General features: G+C 71.2%; 11 protein-coding genes. 4 read left to right on the forward strand and 7 right to left on the reverse strand.

What is annotated here, in order from left to right; genetic code table 11:
- Positions 1-270 precede the first annotated feature (270 nt).
- Together ACIBK4_RS22580 and ACIBK4_RS22585 are read left to right on the forward strand one after the other, a co-directional pair.
- Positions 271-1488, forward strand: a complete 1218-nt coding sequence (locus ACIBK4_RS22580) for a thiolase family protein (RefSeq protein ID WP_390160514.1) — start codon at positions 271-273, stop codon at positions 1486-1488.
- Positions 1485-3614: a 3-hydroxyacyl-CoA dehydrogenase NAD-binding domain-containing protein gene (locus tag ACIBK4_RS22585; RefSeq protein ID WP_366429310.1), complete on the forward strand. Its 2130-nt coding sequence runs from the start codon at positions 1485-1487 to the stop codon at positions 3612-3614. Before ACIBK4_RS22580 ends, ACIBK4_RS22585 begins: the two co-directional genes overlap by 4 nt.
- A 75-nt stretch (positions 3615-3689) precedes the next feature.
- Here the strand turns inward: ACIBK4_RS22585 and ACIBK4_RS22590 are convergent, their stop codons facing one another.
- From ACIBK4_RS22590 to ACIBK4_RS22615, 6 genes are all read right to left on the reverse strand, one after another.
- A complete protein-coding gene (locus tag ACIBK4_RS22590) occupies positions 3690-5078 on the reverse strand; it encodes a GDSL-type esterase/lipase family protein (protein WP_398996818.1) in 1389 nt (462 codons plus the stop codon).
- Between the two features lie 49 nt (positions 5079-5127).
- Positions 5128-7131 (reverse strand): PIG-L family deacetylase, encoded by a 2004-nt coding sequence (locus ACIBK4_RS22595; RefSeq protein ID WP_398996820.1) that lies wholly within the window; start codon positions 7129-7131, stop codon positions 5128-5130.
- 60 nt (positions 7132-7191) lie between these two features.
- Positions 7192-10062 carry a stealth conserved region 3 domain-containing protein gene (locus tag ACIBK4_RS22600; RefSeq protein WP_398996822.1) on the reverse strand — a complete coding sequence of 957 codons (2871 nt, stop codon included), beginning with the start codon at positions 10060-10062 and terminating at the stop codon, positions 7192-7194.
- Positions 10063-10070: 8 nt separating this feature from the next.
- The gene (locus ACIBK4_RS22605) at positions 10071-11042 is read right to left on the reverse strand and encodes a hypothetical protein (RefSeq protein WP_398996824.1); all 972 of its coding nucleotides are present in this window, start codon (positions 11040-11042) and stop codon (positions 10071-10073) included.
- On the reverse strand, positions 11039-12865 hold the full coding sequence (locus ACIBK4_RS22610) for a stealth family protein (protein WP_398997291.1): 1827 nt from the start codon (positions 12863-12865) through the stop codon (positions 11039-11041). The genes ACIBK4_RS22605 and ACIBK4_RS22610 overlap by 4 nt, the downstream gene beginning before the upstream one ends.
- 252 nt (positions 12866-13117) lie before the next feature.
- Positions 13118-14236, reverse strand: a complete 1119-nt coding sequence (locus tag ACIBK4_RS22615) for a hypothetical protein (RefSeq protein WP_398996826.1) — start codon at positions 14234-14236, stop codon at positions 13118-13120.
- A gap of 274 nt (positions 14237-14510) precedes the next feature.
- On the opposite strand from ACIBK4_RS22615, the gene ACIBK4_RS22620 reads away from it, so the two are divergent.
- The gene (locus ACIBK4_RS22620) at positions 14511-15599 is read left to right on the forward strand and encodes an LCP family protein (RefSeq protein ID WP_398996831.1); all 1089 of its coding nucleotides are present in this window, start codon (positions 14511-14513) and stop codon (positions 15597-15599) included.
- Positions 15600-15686: 87 nt separating this feature from the next.
- Here ACIBK4_RS22620 and ACIBK4_RS22625 read toward each other — a convergent pair whose 3' ends face one another.
- A complete protein-coding gene (locus tag ACIBK4_RS22625) occupies positions 15687-16706 on the reverse strand; it encodes a hypothetical protein (RefSeq protein ID WP_398996833.1) in 1020 nt (339 codons plus the stop codon).
- A gap of 67 nt (positions 16707-16773) precedes the next feature.
- On the opposite strand from ACIBK4_RS22625, the gene ACIBK4_RS22630 reads away from it, so the two are divergent.
- Positions 16774-17145 (forward strand): NTP pyrophosphohydrolase, encoded by a 372-nt coding sequence (locus ACIBK4_RS22630; protein WP_398996835.1) that lies wholly within the window; start codon positions 16774-16776, stop codon positions 17143-17145.
- Positions 17146-17157: the final 12 nt, after the last annotated feature.

Raw genomic sequence — 17157 nt, forward strand, 5'->3', positions numbered from 1 at the left:
TGGTCGCGCCCGCGCGGCGGAGCCGCAAATCGGCACAGCCCCGCGCCCCTTTGGGGCGCGCGTCAGCTGGGCCGGGAACGGCGAGATCACGCCAAGATCCTTGGGCGACATGTGCAGGCATGTAGGGCGCAAGAGGTCGTTGGAGTGTGACGTTCGCCGCTTGGGGCCCCGGGACTGGGCAGCTTGGTTACTCGTAAGTAGCATGGGTACTGAGCGCGCGCTCAGCGCATCGCAGCAGTGCCGATCCCGCACCCTGGAGGAGAGCCAATCGTGCCTCGTACCGTCAGGGATGTCGTCTTCGTAGACGGCGTCCGTACCCCGTTCGGCAAGGCGGGCCCGAAGGGCATCTACCACGAGACCCGGGCCGACGACCTCGTCGTGAAGGCGATCCGGGAGCTGCTGCGCCGCAACCCCGGTCTCGACCCCGCGAAGATCGACGAGGTCGCGATCGCCGCGACCACGCAGATCGGTGACCAGGGGCTGACCCTGGGGCGGACCGCGGGCATTCTCGCCGGGCTGCCGCAGTCCGTCCCGGGCTATTCGATCGACCGCATGTGTGCGGGCGCGCTGACCGCCGTCACGACCACCGCGGGCTCCATCGCGTTCGGTGCCTACGACGCCGTCATCGCCGGTGGTGTCGAGCACATGGGCCGTCACCCGATGGGCGAGGGCGTGGACCCGAACCCGCGCTTCGTGAGCGAGAAGCTGGTCGACGACTCCGCTCTGTTCATGGGCATGACCGCGGAGAACCTGCACGACCGCTACCCGCACATCACCAAGCAGCGTGCCGACGAGTACGCGGTGCGTTCGCAGGAGAAGGCCGCCAAGGCGTACGCCAACGGCAAGATCCAGCAGGACCTGGTCCCGATCTCGGTGCGCAACACCAACGACCAGGTGGGCGAGGTGGGTTGGGGGCTTGTGACCGCCGACGAGCCCATGCGGCCCGGGACCACCCTGGAGAACCTGGCTGGTCTGAAGACGCCGTTCCGTGTGCACGGGCGGGTCACCGCCGGTAACGCGGCCGGGCTGAACGACGGTGCCACCGCTTCGATCATCGCCAGCGAGGACTTCGCACGCGAGCACAATCTGCCGGTGAAGATGCGGCTTGTCTCGTACGCCTTCGCCGGTGTCGAGCCGGAGGTCATGGGCTACGGGCCGATCCCCGCGACCGAGAAGGCGCTCGCCAAGGCGGGTCTCGGTATCGAGGACATCAACCTCTTCGAGGTCAACGAGGCTTTCGCCGTCCAGGTGTTGGCCTTCCTCGACCACTACGGCATCGCGGACGACGACGAGCGCGTCAACCAGTACGGCGGCGCGATCGCCTTCGGTCACCCGCTGGCCTCGTCGGGTGTGCGTCTGATGACGCAGCTGGCCCGGCAGTTCGAGGAGCAGCCGAACGTCCGCTACGGCCTGACGACGATGTGCGTCGGCTTCGGCATGGGCGCCACGGTCATCTGGGAGAACCCGCACTTCGAGGGGGACAAGTGAGCACCACCACCGAGCTTCTGAAGGGTGCGGCCGAGCTGTTCCCGGACGAGGTCGTGACGTCCGCGCACGTCCGTCACCTCGAACTGCCGTACAGCGCGGGGCGGTTCGCGCTCATCACGCTGGACAACGGCTTCGACCACACCAAGCCGACCACCTTCGGCCCGGCCTCGCTGGCGAACCTGAACACCGCCATCGACCAGGTCGAGAAGGAGGCGGCGGCCGGCGAGATCGTCGGTGTCGGCATCACCGGCAAGCCGTTCGTCTTCGCCGTCGGCGCGGACCTCAAGGGCGTCGAGCTCCTCAAGAACCACGACGACGCGCTCGCCATCGGCAAGGGCGGCCACGAGGTCTTCAAGCGCCTCGCGGACATCGCGGTACCGACCTTCACGTACTACAACGGCGCGGCCATGGGCGGCGGTGTCGAGGTCGGTCTGCACTGCGAGTACCGCACGGTGTCGAAGCACATCGCGGCGTTCTCGCTGCCCGAGGTCTTCCTCGGCCTGGTCCCCGGCTGGGGCGGCTGCACGCTGCTGCCGAACCTGATCGGCGCGGAGAAGGCCGTCTCGGTGATCATCGAGAACAGCCTCAACCAGAACAAGCAGCTCAAGGGCCAGCAGGTCTTCGACCTCGGGATCGCCGACGCGCTCTTCGAGGGCGCCGACTTCCTGGAGCAGTCGCTGATCTGGACGGCCAACGTTCTCAAGGGCGACATCAAGGTCGAGCGTCCGGCGATCGACCGCGGCGAGGCCTGGGACCAGGCCGTCGCCAAGGGCCGTTTCGTCGCCGACTCCAAGGTGCACGGGGCCGCCCCGGCCGCCTACCGCGCCCTCGACATCATCGGGGCCGCGAAGAACGGCGACCTCCAACAGGGCTACGACGCCGAGGACCTGGCCCTCGCCGACCTGATCATGGGTGGCGAACTGCGCGCCGGTATCTACGCGTTCAACCTCGTGCAGAAGCGCGGCAAGCGTCCGGCGGGTGCGCCCGACAAGTCGCTGGCGCGTCCGGTCACCAAGGTGGGTGTGGTCGGCGCCGGTCTGATGGCCTCGCAGCTCGCCCTGCTCTTCCTGCGCCGCCTCGAAGTGCCGGTCGTCCTCACGGACATCGACCAGGAGCGCGTCGACAAGGGTGTGGGCTACGTCCACGCCGAGATCGAGAAGCTGCTCGGCAAGGGCCGTATCAACCAGGACAAGGCCAACCGCCTCACGGCCCTGGTCACCGGTGTGCTGGACAAGGCCGAGGGCTTCTCCGACGCGGACTTCATCATCGAGGCCGTCTTCGAGGAGATCGGCGTCAAGCAGCAGGTGTTCGCGGAGGTCGAGGCGGTCGCCCCGGCGCACGCGATCCTCGCCACCAACACCTCCTCGCTGTCGGTGAGCGAGATGGCGTCGAAGCTCAAGAACCCCGAGCGGGTCGTGGGCTTCCACTTCTTCAACCCCGTTGCGATTCTTCCCCTGTTGGAGATCGTGCGCGGTGAGCAGACCGACGACGCGTCGCTGGCCACCGCCTTCGCCGTCGCCAAGAAGCTGAAGAAGACAGCGGTGTTGGTGAAGGACGCCCCGGCGTTCGTCGTCAACCGCATCCTCACCCGCTTCATGGGCGAGATCCAGAACGTCATCGACGAGGGCACCCCGGTCGCCGTCGCCGAGAAGGCCGTGGAACCGCTCGGGCTGCCCATGTCCCCGCTGGTTCTGCTGGAGTTGGTCGGTCCGGCGATCGGTCTGCACGTCTCGGAGACCCTCAACCGGGCCTTCCCGGACCGCTTCACGGTCTCCCCGAACCTCGCGGCCGTCGTCAAGGCGGGCAAGCGCGGCTTCTACGTCTACGACAGCGGGAAGCCCGAACTCGACCCCGAGGTCGCGGCGTTGCTCCAGCAGGGCGACTCGGTGCTGACCGAGGAGCAGGTGCGGGACCGGGTCCTGGACGCGGTCGCGCAGGAGATCGGGCTGATGCTCGACGAGGGTGTCGTCGCCGAGGCGCAGGACATCGACCTGTGCCTGATCACGGGCGCCGGCTGGCCCTTCCACCTGGGCGGCATCACGCCGTACCTGGACCGGGAGGGTGTGTCGCAGCGGGTCAACGGCAAGCCGTTCCTGGCGCCGGGTGTGGCGAGCGTTCCGGCGTAACCACCGTCGTACGGACGTGAGTTGGGGAGGGCCTCCGCCTTGGGCGGAGGCCCTCTGCCGTTCCGTGCCGGTGGCTCACCAGGTCGGCATCGCCGGGTAGTGCTCGCAGCTGCCGGAGCAGGGTTCGCGGGACGACAGCGACGTGTGCAGCCAGTTGTCCTCGGGGATGCCATGCACGCGCAGGGTCAGGGGCGCGGGCGCCGAGTGGATGGCGCTGAACACCGCCACGAACTCGACCGTGTAGGTGCCCGGCCGCCAGTCGTGGGCGTGGGTGACCCGCCAGGTTCCGTCGTCCTGGACGGGTGCCTGGGCGATGAGTCTGCCGTGTTCCAGCACCATGACCTTCGTGACGCCGGGGGCCGCCCTGCCGGAGAAGCGGGGGCGCGGACCGCACCAGGCGTTCGGCCTCGGGCCCACGATCTGCGGCGGTTCCAGCCGGTCGAGGACGTGGAAGTCCACGGCGGAGGTCCGGGAGACGCTGTTGCCCGCGACCCCGAGCACCTCGACGGTGTGCGGACCGGCCGGCCAGTTGACGACCCGGCGCCACTGCCAGGTCCCGCTGGGGGCGACGGAGGTGCCGCCGAGGTAGCGGCCCTGCTCGTAGAAGAGGACGTAGTCGGTCCCGGCCGGTGCCTTGCCGGTCAGTCTGCGGGCGGCGCCGACCGGCTCGCCGGGTGCGGGCGAGGTGAAGACCGGCGGGTCCGGCAGGCTCGGCTGCATGGTGAGGGCCAGTTCGGGGCGGCTCACGGTGAACTCGGCGAGGACCGCGGGAAACGTGTCGGGGGCCAGCCGCTGCGGGTCGACCAGGTCGCGCGGCAGGCCCGGGTTGTCCAGGACGGACGCGGCCAGCCGCCGGGCCACCTCGCGGGCTCCCGCCTCGTTGAAGTGGCTGGAGTCGATGATGCCGTCGGGGTGGTTCGGGTGCTCGCCGGGATCCAGCCAGCGATAGAGCCGGCGGGCCCGGGTGGGCCCGAGTTCCGCGAGCATCGTGGTGGTGAACGCGGTCATGTCGATCAGTGCGGCGCCGGTCTCGGCCGCGGCCTCGCGGGTGAGTTCGGGGTATCCGTCATGGGTGTCCAGGACGTTACCGGCCTCGTCGAAGGTGCAGCGCGCCGCCGGAGTGACCAGCACGGGGAGGGCTCCCTCGGCCTGGACGGCCTGGGCGTACAGGCGCAGGTACTCCTTGAACTCCCGTGGCCCGTGGTGGCGTTCGGGCTGGTTGACGCGCTGCTCGACGTTGCCGAAGGCGATGAGGACCAGGTCGCCGGGGTTGAGGACGGAGAGGAGGGTGGCGAGGCGCTCGGTGAAGTAGCCGCGCAACGTCATGGCGTCGCGGGCGTAGTTGCGCACCTCGTGGTCGCCGCCCAGGAACGTGCCGAGGTACTGGCCCCAGCCGGCCAGCGGTGCCTCCTCCTCGGTCCGCGAGGCGGCCACCGAGTTCCCGATGATGCAGATCTTGCTCATGTGTTCCTCACGTTTTCCCGATGTCCTGCGCGCCCGCTGTCGGAGCCGGTCACACGATCACCGGGGGTCCGAAGCCGTCGGCCACGTCCGGCGTGTTCTGCCGCATCACGCGCAGTCGCGCGTCCGTGCCGAGCACCGCCACCACGACCCGGCCCGCGTGGTCCAGCGCGAGGGCGGGCGGACGGGCGATCAGCACGTCGTGGTCGAACCAGTCCGGTGCCTGCGGCCGGCCCTGGGTGGGCAGGACCGCCAGGCTCAGCCGGTTGTGGGCGTTGCGGCGGGCCAGCACGAGGGAGTCGTGCCGGTCGGTGAGCTGTCTCAGGGCGGCGATCCGGCCGGTCCCGCCGTGCCCGCCGAGCCGTTCGGCCTGTCCGTTCCACCGGCCGTCGGGCCGCTGGCGGACGCACATCACCTCGCCGGAGTCCTCCTCGCGGTAGAAGAACGCCATGCGGGAGCGGCCGATCTGCACGGGGGTGAGACCGCCGGCGGGCCGCCAGGCGTCCGGGTCGGCCGTCGTCACACCGTCCTGGAGCTGGTACGGGCCGTACACGTCCTCCTGGTACCAGTGCACGCCGCCGACGCGGTTCGCGGCGAACAGCTGGATCCGGCCGGTGGACTTCAGGACCGCGGTGAGACAGTCCTGCATGCCGCGGCCGCCCAGGTCCTCCCAGGCGGCCCAGCCCTCGCCGGTCTCGCGGCGGGCGCTGATCCCGGATCCGAAGTTCCGCATGAAGACGTGCAGCCGTCCCGAGGGGTCGGTCACGGCCTCGGGTACGCCGACCTCCCGGCAGCGCTGCCAGTCGTTGGACCGCGCGTTGGGGTTGCCGACCTCCTCCCAGGGCGCCACGGCCCCGGTGTGGGCCTGCCGCCACATGCGGACGACCTCCACGTCCACCTGACCGCCCGGCCCCGATGTGCGGCGCAGGCCGACGAGGTGCACGCCGCCGGCGCGGTCGGGGGCGACGGACAGGGCCGGCGTCAGACCGGCCCCGGGCAGGAAGGCCGGCCGGCCCCAGTTGTCGCCGCCCGGCACGCCCTCGGTCCAGACCGCGACCCGGCCGCCGAGCACGGCGTACGCGGCGAGCCGCCCGTCGGCCTGGAGGTGGAGCCAGTCGGTGCCGCCCTCGTAGCGGGCCCGGGTGCTCCAGCCGTAGCGGCGGATGTCGGAGCCGTCGGACAACTGCCGGTCGCCGCAGTATCGGTGGCGGCAGTCGTGGCCGTCGGCCGATGTGTACACCTCGACCACGCGCTTCTTCTCGGCCCAGGCGTGCTCGGTGAGGTTGCTGGGCCAGAGCTTGTTGCCGTAGCCGACGCAGTGGTCCACGAGCGGGGGCACGCCGCCCTCCGCGACGTAGTGCTCCAGGGCGGCCAGCGCGAACTGGGCGGTCGCGGTGTGGTCCTGGTGGTCGCTGGACGTCGGTCCCCGCTTCTCGTCCCAGGCCGTGTGCCAGGGGTCGGGGTCCATGGTCCAGAAGTGGTCGGGCCGCGTGTGGCGGAGCACCTCGACGAGGGAGCCGAGCAGCGCGTCCCGGGTGAGTTCCTGCGGCTGCCGCAGCGGGGACTCCGCGGCGTTCAGGGTGAGTTGGGTGCCGGACTGCCCGGTCCACAGGGTGGCAAGCCGGGCCGCCGGGCGGTCGGCCGGGAACCCGTGCCGGTCGTCGACCATGCGCAGCCCGAAGAAGAACAGCTGGACGTGCGGTGCCGCCAGCAGGGTGGAGCGCTCGGCGGTGACTCCGGTCGAGAACGAGACGACGTCCCGTGCCCACTCGCTCTCGCGCTTGCCCGTCACCATGGTCGCGTAGGCCGCGCGCAGCCCCTGCTGACGGGCCTCCGCGTAGCCCGGGTAGTCCGGCGGGCTGTCCAGGCGGTGCGGGTCGCGGGTGTCGATGTTGCGCCCGTCGGCCTCGGCGGCCGTCAGGTACACGCTGGTCACCCGGTGCCCCGCTTCCAGCGCCCGCTGGAGGTCGGGGTTGATGAAGTAGAGGTCGTCGTCCGGGTGTGCCAGCACCTGGAGGAGCGAGGCGTGCGGTGTGTTTCCCTCAGCGGACTGCATGGCGGTGTTCCCTCGGCTGCGGACGGGCGGACGGGCGGTGGAGTGCCGGGGTGCCGGGCGTCACAGCGGCCAGGGGGGCAGATAGCCCGCGTGGGCGCGCTGGTTGCGCAGCGATCCGGTCTCGAACTGGCTCGGCACCGGGAAGTAGCTCGGCAGGAAGGCCCTGAGGGTCGCGTCCTGTTCGTCCTCGGGCACATCGCCGTCGTGGTAGTCGTTCAGGCAGAACACGTCGTGCGGGCGGGCCGTCAGCAGTCGGCTCAGCCGCGGCTGGTGTTCGCTGAGCCCCACGTTGACGAAGCCGCACGAGATGCTGCCCGGCACGCTGCGCAGGGTGTGGAAGCCGTAGTAGTGGTGCAGCGAGGACGCGACCGAGATGTCGCTGTGGTCGCGCAGCCGGTTGGCCGCGGTGGTCGCGACCGCCTGCTGGTAGTTCTCCTCGATGTCCGCCAGGACACTGCGCCGCAGCGGATGCGGGGCGTGCAGGAACGAGTGGACCAGCGTCTGTCCGAAGGAGTGCTCCACCAGGGCACGGTTGTTCTTCGCGGCGCTGATGTTGAACTCGTCGTCGTAGGAGGGCGGCGCCATCGGGACGGAGGTGGGCGACATGAAGTGCTTGGCCTGCCCGTTGCCGTGGAAGAACATGCTGGGCTGCAGGGTCCGCCCGACGAACACGTCGTCGTTGAAGTAGAGGAAGTGCTCGGCGAGGCCGTCGATGTGGTGCAACTGGCTCTCGATGGCATGGGAGTTGTACGTGGGCAGCGCGCCCCGGGTGCCGAAGATCTCGGTGTGATCCACGACGCGGATCCGTGGGTGGGAGAGGTCCAGCCAGTGCGGGATCTGCTGGTCGGTGACGATGTAGATGTTCCGGATCCAGGGGGCGTACATGTCGATGGAGCGCAGGGAGTACCGCAGTTCGTCGCGGTCCCGGAAGCGCGCCGCGCTCGTCGCCGCGTCCTCCGTCTCCATGCCCAGGGCCGCCAGCACGGCGTTCTTCCGTTCCAGCCACGCGAGGTCGGAGCCGTTCACCCACGTGTAGACGGCGTCCACGGGGAAGGTGACGTCTCCGTGGAGCGTCTGCCCGAAGGCGTGGATCGTCGGGTAGGGGCGGCCCCCCAGCGTCAGCGTGCTCCGGTACATGGCGCTGTTGGGCACCCGGTCGCCGATCAGGGTGCGGGCGGGCGCCTTGAGGTGGGTCTCGTCCTCGGGGTCGTGTTCCCAGAAGGAGACGGTGCAGCCGTAGACGGCGCCGAGGCGCAGGATGCGCGAGGGCGAGACCACGTTCTGGTAGATCCGCACCCCGGACGAGGTCTCGCCGGCGTACGGCGCGACGAGTCCGGCGAGGACAGTGGCCACCGTCTTCTGGCCCTCGTTGAGCACGGCCGCGTAGACCGGCTCGGTGGCGTACCGCTCGGCGAGCGCCTTGAAGACCGCCTCGCGGTGTACGGCGTGCACGGCGACCGTGTGCCGGACGAGGTGGTCGCGCACGACGAGGTAGGGGATGTCGGCGGCTTCGAGGGCGTTCGCGACCAGGGCGAGGTTCTGCTGGACGACGTCCCAGGGCGACTCCCAGTCCAGCAGCCGGCAGACCTGGCCGCCGTCGCTGACCGTGCCGCGCCGCTTCAGGAGCCGTTGTTCCAGGGCCCGTTGGTCGGAGGTGCGCACGGTGGTGGCCGGGGCGGGGACCGCGGCGGGCACGATGCCGTCGGCTCCGCCGTAGTAGGCGTGCACGGCCTGGCGTTCGGCCTTGGTGACGGCCCGGCGGCCGGTGTCCCGCTCGGCGACGAGTTCGTGGAGGATGCGCTCCCAGTGCGCGGTGACCACGGCGGGCGCGAAGCGGTTGACGGAGGCGAGCGCCGCGGCGCCCATCCGCTGCCGCAGTTCGCCGTCCTGGATGAGGAGCATCAGGGCCGAGGCCAGGGCGTCGGTGTCGCCGGGCGGGACCAGGACGCCGGTCTGTCCGTCGATGACCACTTCGCGGGGGCCGTTGGGCGAGTCGTAGGAGACGACCGGGACGCCCGCGGCGTGTGCCTCGGCGAGGACCAGGCCGAAGGCCTCGTTGCGGGAGGTGAGGGTGGCGATGCCGGCCTTGGCCCACTCCTCCGCGAGGTGGGGGGAGTTGCCGTTGAGCTGGACGCAGTCGTGCAGTCCGAGGGTGTCGATCTGCCGGCGCAGGGCGCCGCTGAGCGGGCCGTCGCCGAAGATCCGCAGCTGCCAGTCCGGGTGGTGGCGGGCCACGGTGGCCCAGGCGGTGACGGCGTGGTCGATCTGTTTCTCGGCCACGAGCCGGCCGGCGATCACGACGGTGCGGGTCTGCAAGGTGGAGCGGGGCCGGAAGCCGCTGGGCAGGGCGTTGGGCACCACCTCCAGCCGGGGCGCGGCGTCGCCCAGGGTCTCGGCGAACCAGTCCCGGGTGCGTTCGCTGAGCACGGCGAGCGCGTCCAGCCGGGCGGCGTAGCGGCGCAGCGGTTCGCCGCTGGTGCCGCGGAGTTCGGAGACCCGGTGCTCCTGGTGGACGGTGATGACGTGGGCCGGTGCGAGCTGGACGGCGAGGGCCATCAGCGCCGGGGTGGTGGTGATCAGGACGTCGGTGTCGGTGTCCTGCAGGGCGAGTTCGAGTTCCAGGTCGGCCAGCCGGTTGAAGGCGGACTCCCAGGCCCGGTCGACGATCTGGCTGGGCTGCGCGGCGAGCCCGGCCCACACCGAGTCGTCCACGGTGGTCGCGCGGGTGGGGCGGGGGGTGCGTGCGGTGAGGTCGACCAGGTGGTCGAGGCGGACGCGTTCGTCCGGGGTGAAGAACTGGGCCGGCCTGCTCTTGAAGACGCTGAGCACCCGTACGTCGTGGCGGGCGGCGAGTTCCGACGCCTGGTTGAACACCGCGCGTTCGGTGCCGCCCACGGCGTCGGCCGTGGTCAGCAGGAATGTGATCTTCATCGGTCGGTTCAGCCTGCCTCGGACATGCGCGTGCAGGTGACTCGTAGATTTCCTGCGGGGGTGTAGCGCGGTTGGACGATCAGGGGCGGTCGGCCCTGGGGGGTGATGGCGATGCTGCGCATGGCGAAGACCCGCAGCGGGTTGCGTACGTCGTGCAGTCGGCGGCCCAGCCGCAGGGACCGGCCGCCGTGGTCGTGGAGTTCGACGTCCCAGTGCTCGGGGCGTGCGCCGCGCGGGGTCATCCGGTCCAGGGGTACGTCGACCCGGAAGACGCCGGAGCCGCCGCTGGCGTCGGCGGTGACGGGCTGCTCGAACCGGCGTCCGGAGGCGACGAACTCGGCCCACGGCCGGTCGGTCGTGACGCCCAGCACCCGGAAGTCCAGGGTGACGCCCGCATGGGTCAGGTGCACCTTGGTCACCTCGACGGCGGGCCGGACCCCGGCGCTGACGACCCGGGCGCTGCCACGCACGGAGCGGCCGATCCGGTGGCGTTCCCCGGTCACGGGGGACGCCATCATGGGCTTGGTCGGTCCTTCGTAGGGCACCGGTGGCTCAAGGAGCAGCAGGGACAGCGAGCGTTTCCTGCGCCCGGTGTACAGGCGCAGGCGCAGCCGCCAGCGTCCGGTGGTGACGGGGACTCCGCCGACCTCCGCGCCCAGCAGGACGGCGGCGTCGACCAGTGCCTCGCCGGCCGGGCCCTCGTAGACACGGGCCTCGACGGCGTGGCGGCGCCGGCCGCGCCGTACCAGGATCTCGGCCCGGTCCGGCAGTCCGGCGGACGGCGGGAGTCCGGCGTGCAGGTTCACCGTCTGGCCGTCGAGGATGGCGGCGTAGTGGAGCCGGGCGGCCCGGCGGCGGCGCAGGGGGATGAAGAGGCCGAGCATGAGCCGGTCGCGCAGGGCGCCGAGGCGGGCGCGCGCACGGCGTGGTCGGGCCGCTCCGCCGGTCGGTCCGGCGGAGGGCTTGGGGCGGGAGGTCATGAGCCGGCGCGCCCCAGTTCGGCGACGCGCGGCGCGGGCCGGGGTGCGGTGATGCCGGATGCGGTCTCGAAGGGGCTGAGCACCGGGAAGTAGGCCTCCAGGAACGTCTCCACCATGCGGTTCTGGGCCTCGGGGTCGGCGGCGGTGACGGTGTCGTTCATGCAGAAGGTGTCGAAGTTGCGCCGCGCCAGCAGGTTGTTGAGCCGGCGCTCGGCCAGGTCGTCGGCGAGGTCGACGTAGACGTAGCGGATGTCGCCGACCGTGGCCCGTGCCGAGTGGTAGGCGTAGTAGTGGTGCAGCGAGGAGGCGATGGGTACGTCGCTGGGCGAGCGGAAGCGGGAGTGCTGGGTGACCCGGTGGGCCTTGTCGTAGACCTGCTCGATCTCGGCCAGGATGCTCCGCCGCAGGGCGTGCGGGGTGTGCTTCATCTTCTGCGAGATGACGGTCCCGAAGTGCTGGGCGATCAGGCCGCGGCTGTTCTTGCCGGCCGCGTTGACGGGGAGGTCCTCGGTGCTCGCCCGGCCGGACGGGATGAGGGCCTTGGACTGGAAGAACTTGGTCAGTCCGTTGGGGTGGAAGAAGTGGCCGGGCTGGACCGGGCGGCCGAAGAAGACGTCGTCGTTCAGGTACAGGAAGTGCTCCGAGAGGTCCTTGATGTGGTGCAGCTGGCTCTCGATGGCGTGCGAGTTGAAGGTCGGCAGGGCGTACGGGTCGGCGAAGATCTCCCGGTGGTCCACGACCCGGATGCCGGGGAAGTCGGTGTTCAGCCAGGCGGGCACCTGGCCGGCGGTGACGAGGTAGATGTCGCGCACCCACGGGGCGTACTGGTGGATGGAGCGCAGGGAGTACTTCAGCTCGTCGCGGCTGGTGAAGCGGGAGTCGTTCGCGGCCTGTTCGTGCAGGCTCCCGCCGTCCGCGCGGCCGCCGTCGAGCCCGCGCCGGAAGGCGTCCCGGCCGGCGCTCCACACCGGGTCGGAGTCGTCGACCCAGGTGTAGACGACGTCGATCGGGAAGAGGTGGTCGTCGGGGAGCGCGGCGGCGAACTCGGGCAGGGTGCGGGCGTGACCGGTGGCGTAGGGGGCCGGAACAGGGCTGAATCGTTTCTGTTCGGTCCAGCAGCGGCCGGCGTCCACCGCGACCTCGGTCATCACCCGGTTGGGCCGCGGTGCGACGAGCTGTCCGTCCCGCTCCTCCCAGAACTCCAGGTCGCAGCCGGACTCACGGCCGAAGACCAGGTTCCCGGACGGGTCGCAGACGTACCAGGCGAGGCGCAGCACGCGCTGGTCGCGCAGCCCTCGCCAGCTCGCGGTGAGGGCACCGGGCCGCATCTGGCCGGGTGAGACGGTGCCGACGTAGCCGGCGCCGTCCTCGGACCCCAGCCGCAGCGCGGCCTCCAGCTCCGGGCGCAGCCGGGCCGGTACGGCGACGCACGGGACGGCGGCCGAGGTGCCCCGCACACAGAAATAGTCGATGCCGGCCTCTTCCAGCACCGCGACGAGGAGGTGGAGGTTGCGGGCCCGGGCGGCCCAGGCTGTGGCGCCGGATACCTCCATGGCACGGAGGTGCCGGCCGCTCACGCGGACGACCCGCAGCCGGCCCTCGGTGGTGTGGCGGCCCCCCTTGCGACTGCCGCCCAGTGCCCGCACCACCACCGCCGACCGCACCGCGTCGGCGGAGGCGAGCGAGCGCTTCACGGAGGTGCGCAAAGGGCTCGGCAGCCGCCTGACGATCTTGCGACGCGCCCCCACCGGCACCAAAGATCGATATGTCGACACGAACGCGCTCGCCTCGGGATTGTTGAGGCTCACCTGTTTCCGCACCATCCAAGTCGTGGCCAGGGTCACCCCCGGCGGATTTTCCCCACCCTGACCGACTGCCGCACCCCCTGTGCGACCGCCGCCGAACCAGTAGATCTGACCAAATTTTTACCGAAGTCACACTTGCGGCTTACTTGCGTCTTACTGATCAGACAGAATGTTTACATCTGGTTCGCAACCTGTCCAGAAGCAATCGGTTTCTGTGAAACTTCTGTCACGAAGGCCACATTCGCACAACCCCCGCACAGAGACGGCAGGTCAGGCGCGCACCCAGTCCGAAAAGACCAGCCCGGGATCCGGGGCCTGCCGCCCCACCCACAGCGCGCCGTCCGCGTCGAAGGCGGCGAGCACCACGCGCCCCCACGCGTCGTGCGCCAGGGCGGGCGTCCCCTGACAGGACCTCCCGGTGCCGTTCCACCACAGCCCCGAAGCCTCGGACTCCGTGCCGCACACACCCACCAGCACCTCGCCGGACGCGCCCCGGTGCGCGATCACCGTGCAGTCGTAGCCGTCGAGGACGGTGCGCAGCACCGCGTTGCCCCCGTCCCCCGGCGCACCGCCGACCGGGATCGCCCAGCCGCCGGGCCGGTGGCACAGCAGGCCGGACCCGGCCGGATCGGTCCACACATGGGTGAGCCGACCGGGCCCGGTCTCCAGCGCGACCGCGGAGCCGGGCAGCGCCCCGGGCCGGATGTCGTACGACCGCTGCGGCACCGCTCCGGGTTCCGGCTGCACCCAGTGCAGCGCGCTCTCCCCGGCCGGGGCGAACACCTCGACGCGCCCGTCCGACGCGGCGGTGACGGTCACCCCGTCCTGGATGCCGGAGCCCCGCAGGTCGGCCCAGGGCTCCCACTTGCCGCCCTTGCCCTCCCGGCGCATCATCAGGCCGCCGCCGGCGTTCCGCACGAAGACGTGCAGGTCACCGTTGGTGTCCACGGCCCCGGCCGGCACCCCCAGTCGACGCGCCCGCTCCGGCTCCCGGTGCGGACTGCCGAGCGAGCGCCACTCGGTGACGGGCCGTCCGGGCTGGTACTGGATGGCGTGCACGACGTCCACGTCGGCGGAGCCGTCGGCCCGGCGCCGCTCCCGGCGCCCCAGGAAGTGGACGTACGTGTCCGCTCCCTGCACGACGGTGAGGTGGGTCAGGTCCGCGACCGCGAAGAAGTCCGGCCCCGACCACCCGGCACCGGCGGGGCCGGTCTCGGTCCAGCGCAGCAGCCCGCCACGGGCCGGCGCGTACGCGGTGAGCCTGCCGTCCTTGCCGCGCGTCAGCCAGGAACCCGAGGCCGTGCCCGTCACCGCGAACGCCGGGGCGACGGCGGGCTCGGGCGAACGTCGGTGCTGCTCCACCCGTGCGGAACGACCCCGCATCACCATGACGGACTCCCTGAAGACGTGCCCGACCTCGACGCGGGGACCAGAAATTCGCCACATCATATGCATGGGTCCTACACTCCCCGGGCTCGGACAGCGGGCCCGCTGTCCGCGCGGGAACGGCCACAGCGTCTGACGGTGCCTCGAATCGGCGAAGTTAACGTGATGTGGATCACTGATGTACAACGCAAGGCGTCTGTCGCCGGTCTGTCCGATCGCCCAGCAGTTTTCCGCCCCGGTACGCACCCGGTCCGCACCAGACGAGGACAGCACCCGAATGACGACCCCTGCCGTCGACAGCCCGAGCAGATCGCAGCGCCCCTCGCGGCGCGGCACGCCCCGCCGTCGGCGCCGCACCGGCCGCTGGATCCTGCTCTCCCTGGCCCTCCTGGTCCTCGCCGGAGCCGGTACCGCGTACTGGCTCTACAGCGGGATCGACGGCAACATCAAGAACGTCGACATCGACAAGGCGATCGGCGACAACAGGCCGGAGAAGCTGCCCACGTCGGGCCAGAACATCCTGATCCTGGGCTCCGACTCACGCGCCGGCGCCAACGCGAAGCTGAACACCGGGAACGTCTCCGGCGCCCGCTCGGACACCGCGCTGGTGATGCACATACCCGAGGGCCGCAAGAAGGCCGTCGCGATCAGCATCCCCCGCGACACCCTGGTGACCCGCCCGCAGTGCACCAGGTCGAACGGCTCCTCGGCCGCGTCGGCGAAACGCGTGATGTTCAACTCGATCTACTCGCAGGTCGGTCCGGCCTGTGTGGTGAAGACGGTGGAGCAGATGTCCGGGGTCCGCATGGACCACTACGTCGAGGTCGACTTCGCCGGCTTCAAGGATCTGGTGGACGCGATAGGCGGCGTGACCGTCACCGTCGACCAGGACATCCACGACACCTCCAGCGGCCTCGACCTGACCAAGGGCACCCACAAGCTGAACGGCACCCAGTCCCTGGAGTTCGTCCGCACCCGGCACGGCATCGGCGACGGCAGCGACCTCGGCCGCATCGGCCTCCAGCAGCAGTTCATGCTGGCCCTGCTCACCGAGATCCAGAAGCAGGACCTGCTCGGCAGCCCCGTCAAGGCGTACAAGATCGCCGACCAGCTCACCGCCGCGCTCACCACCGACTCCGAACTCGCCTCGCTCACCAAGCTCGCGGAGTTCGGCCGCAGCCTGAACGGCGTCAACCCGTCCACCATGGAGACGATCATGCTCCCGGTGGCGTACGACAAGGTCGACCCGAACCGCGTGGTCGCGGCGGAGCCCCAGGCGACGACGCTGTGGAAGGCCCTCCGCACCGACTCGACGATCCCCGAGTCGGCGAAGAAGTCACCGGCCACGGGCGGGACTTCGTCCTGACGGGACGCGGCGGTTGCCGGGAGCGGATGCCGTGGGCGGGCCAACTGCCGTCCGTCCGCGGCTGATCGGCGGATCCGGAGCGGTCGCTCACACCTCCCGCCAGGCCTCCAACGCCAGTCCCGCCTCGTCCTTCCGTCGTGTGACGAGGAGTTGACCGGTCGACGGCGACACCGTCGCGGCGGCGATGCGCTCGCTCTCGTCCACGGTCAGCGACACCTCGGCGTCCGCCGGGAGTTGGGGCCCCGACTCGGTCCACCAGGCACCGGCCGACTCCTGTTCCGTGGGGTACGCGGCGAAGGCGACCCGGCCGCTCGCCGAGCGCTGGGCGAGCAACGTGCAGTCGTGGCCGTCGAGTTCGCAGCGGATCGCGGAGACCGGGCCGGGGCCGGCCGAGGGCAGGAGGGTGACCGGCTTGGTGCCGGGGCGCCAGGCGCAGAGGTCGCCGGAGTCGTCCGTGAAGAAGAGGGTGGTGCTCTGCGGGGAAGTGGCCAGGGCGCTGAGCGTGCCGGGGCGGACGCCGGCCTCCATCGCCTCCTCCAGCACCGGCTGTTCGCCCGGCTCCAGTTGACGCCAGTGCAGGATCGCACCGGGTACCGCCGCGTACAGCTCGACCGTGCCGGACTCCCCCGTCACCGCCGCCAGGTCCTCGTGGACGTCGCTCCCCTTGAGGTCGCGCCACGGGTCCCAGCCGCCCTTCTCCCGCTGGGCCAACAGGCTGACCCCGCCCTTCCCGTTGCGCACGAAGACATGGGCGCGGCCCTCCGCGTCGACCGCGACCGCCGGTACGCCGGTGCGGTCGCCCTTCTTGTCCGGGTGGCCGACCGGGCTCCAGTCGAGGGCCGCGAGCAGCGGGCGGAAGTGCGTGGAGTGGACCAGTCCGGACTCGCCGGCCGCCGTGGGGCGCCAGGACACGAGGTGGGCGTAACCGTCCGCGCCCTGCCCGATGCCGAGCAGCCCGGGGTGCAGCTTCTGGTCGCCGCCCACCTTGCGCGGGGCGCTCCAGAGGCCGCCGGGTCCGCGTTCCGCCCGGCACAGGACGGCGTCACCCGAGGGCAGATACACACTGAGCCGGCCGTCGCGGCCGCGGAGGAGCCAGTCGCCGTTCACCGCTTCACTGTAATTGGGGCGGTCGCCTCCGCGCGGGGCGCCCCCGCTCCCGTGCGACCCTTTCCCCATGGACGAGGACACTCCCCTGCTCGTGATCGTCGACGGCGCCAACGTCGTCGGCTCGGTGCCGGACGGCTGGTGGCGCGACCGCAAGGGCGCCGCCGAACGCCTCCGCGACCACCTCGCGAGCAACGGCCTGCCGGGCCGCACGGACCCCGTCGAACTCGTCCTCGTCGTGGAGGGCGCGGCCCGCGGCGTGCCGTCCGTCCCGGGCGTACGAGTGGACTCGGCCCCCGCGAGCGGCGACGACCGCATGGTCGAACTGGTCGCCGAGGCCGACGGCCGCCCGTGCCTGGTGGTGACCGCGGACCGCGAACTGCGGCGCAGAGTAACGGAGTTGGGCGCGGAGGTCACGGGACCGCGCAGCGTACGCGGCTGATACATACGCGCT

This window comes from Streptomyces sp. NPDC050528, assembly GCF_044457795.1.
Taxonomy (GTDB): Bacteria; Actinomycetota; Actinomycetes; order Streptomycetales; family Streptomycetaceae; genus Streptomyces.

What these genes read in the sequence shown, in the direction of transcription:
- ACIBK4_RS22605 (WP_398996824.1), bottom strand. Translation starts at nt 11,042, where the DNA reads ATGACCTCCCGCCCCAAGCCCTCCGCCGGACCGACCGGCGGAGCGGCC.
- ACIBK4_RS22610 (WP_398997291.1), bottom strand. Translation starts at nt 12,865, where the DNA reads ATGGTGCGGAAACAGGTGAGCCTCAACAATCCCGAGGCGAGCGCGTTC.
- ACIBK4_RS22595 (WP_398996820.1), bottom strand. Translation starts at nt 7,131, where the DNA reads ATGCAGTCCGCTGAGGGAAACACACCGCACGCCTCGCTCCTCCAGGTG.
- ACIBK4_RS22615 (WP_398996826.1), bottom strand. Translation starts at nt 14,236, where the DNA reads ATGGTGATGCGGGGTCGTTCCGCACGGGTGGAGCAGCACCGACGTTCG.
- ACIBK4_RS22620 (WP_398996831.1), top strand. Translation starts at nt 14,511, where the DNA reads ATGACGACCCCTGCCGTCGACAGCCCGAGCAGATCGCAGCGCCCCTCG.
- ACIBK4_RS22590 (WP_398996818.1), bottom strand. Translation starts at nt 5,078, where the DNA reads ATGAGCAAGATCTGCATCATCGGGAACTCGGTGGCCGCCTCGCGGACC.
- ACIBK4_RS22600 (WP_398996822.1), bottom strand. Translation starts at nt 10,062, where the DNA reads ATGAAGATCACATTCCTGCTGACCACGGCCGACGCCGTGGGCGGCACC.
- ACIBK4_RS22630 (WP_398996835.1), top strand. Translation starts at nt 16,774, where the DNA reads ATGGACGAGGACACTCCCCTGCTCGTGATCGTCGACGGCGCCAACGTC.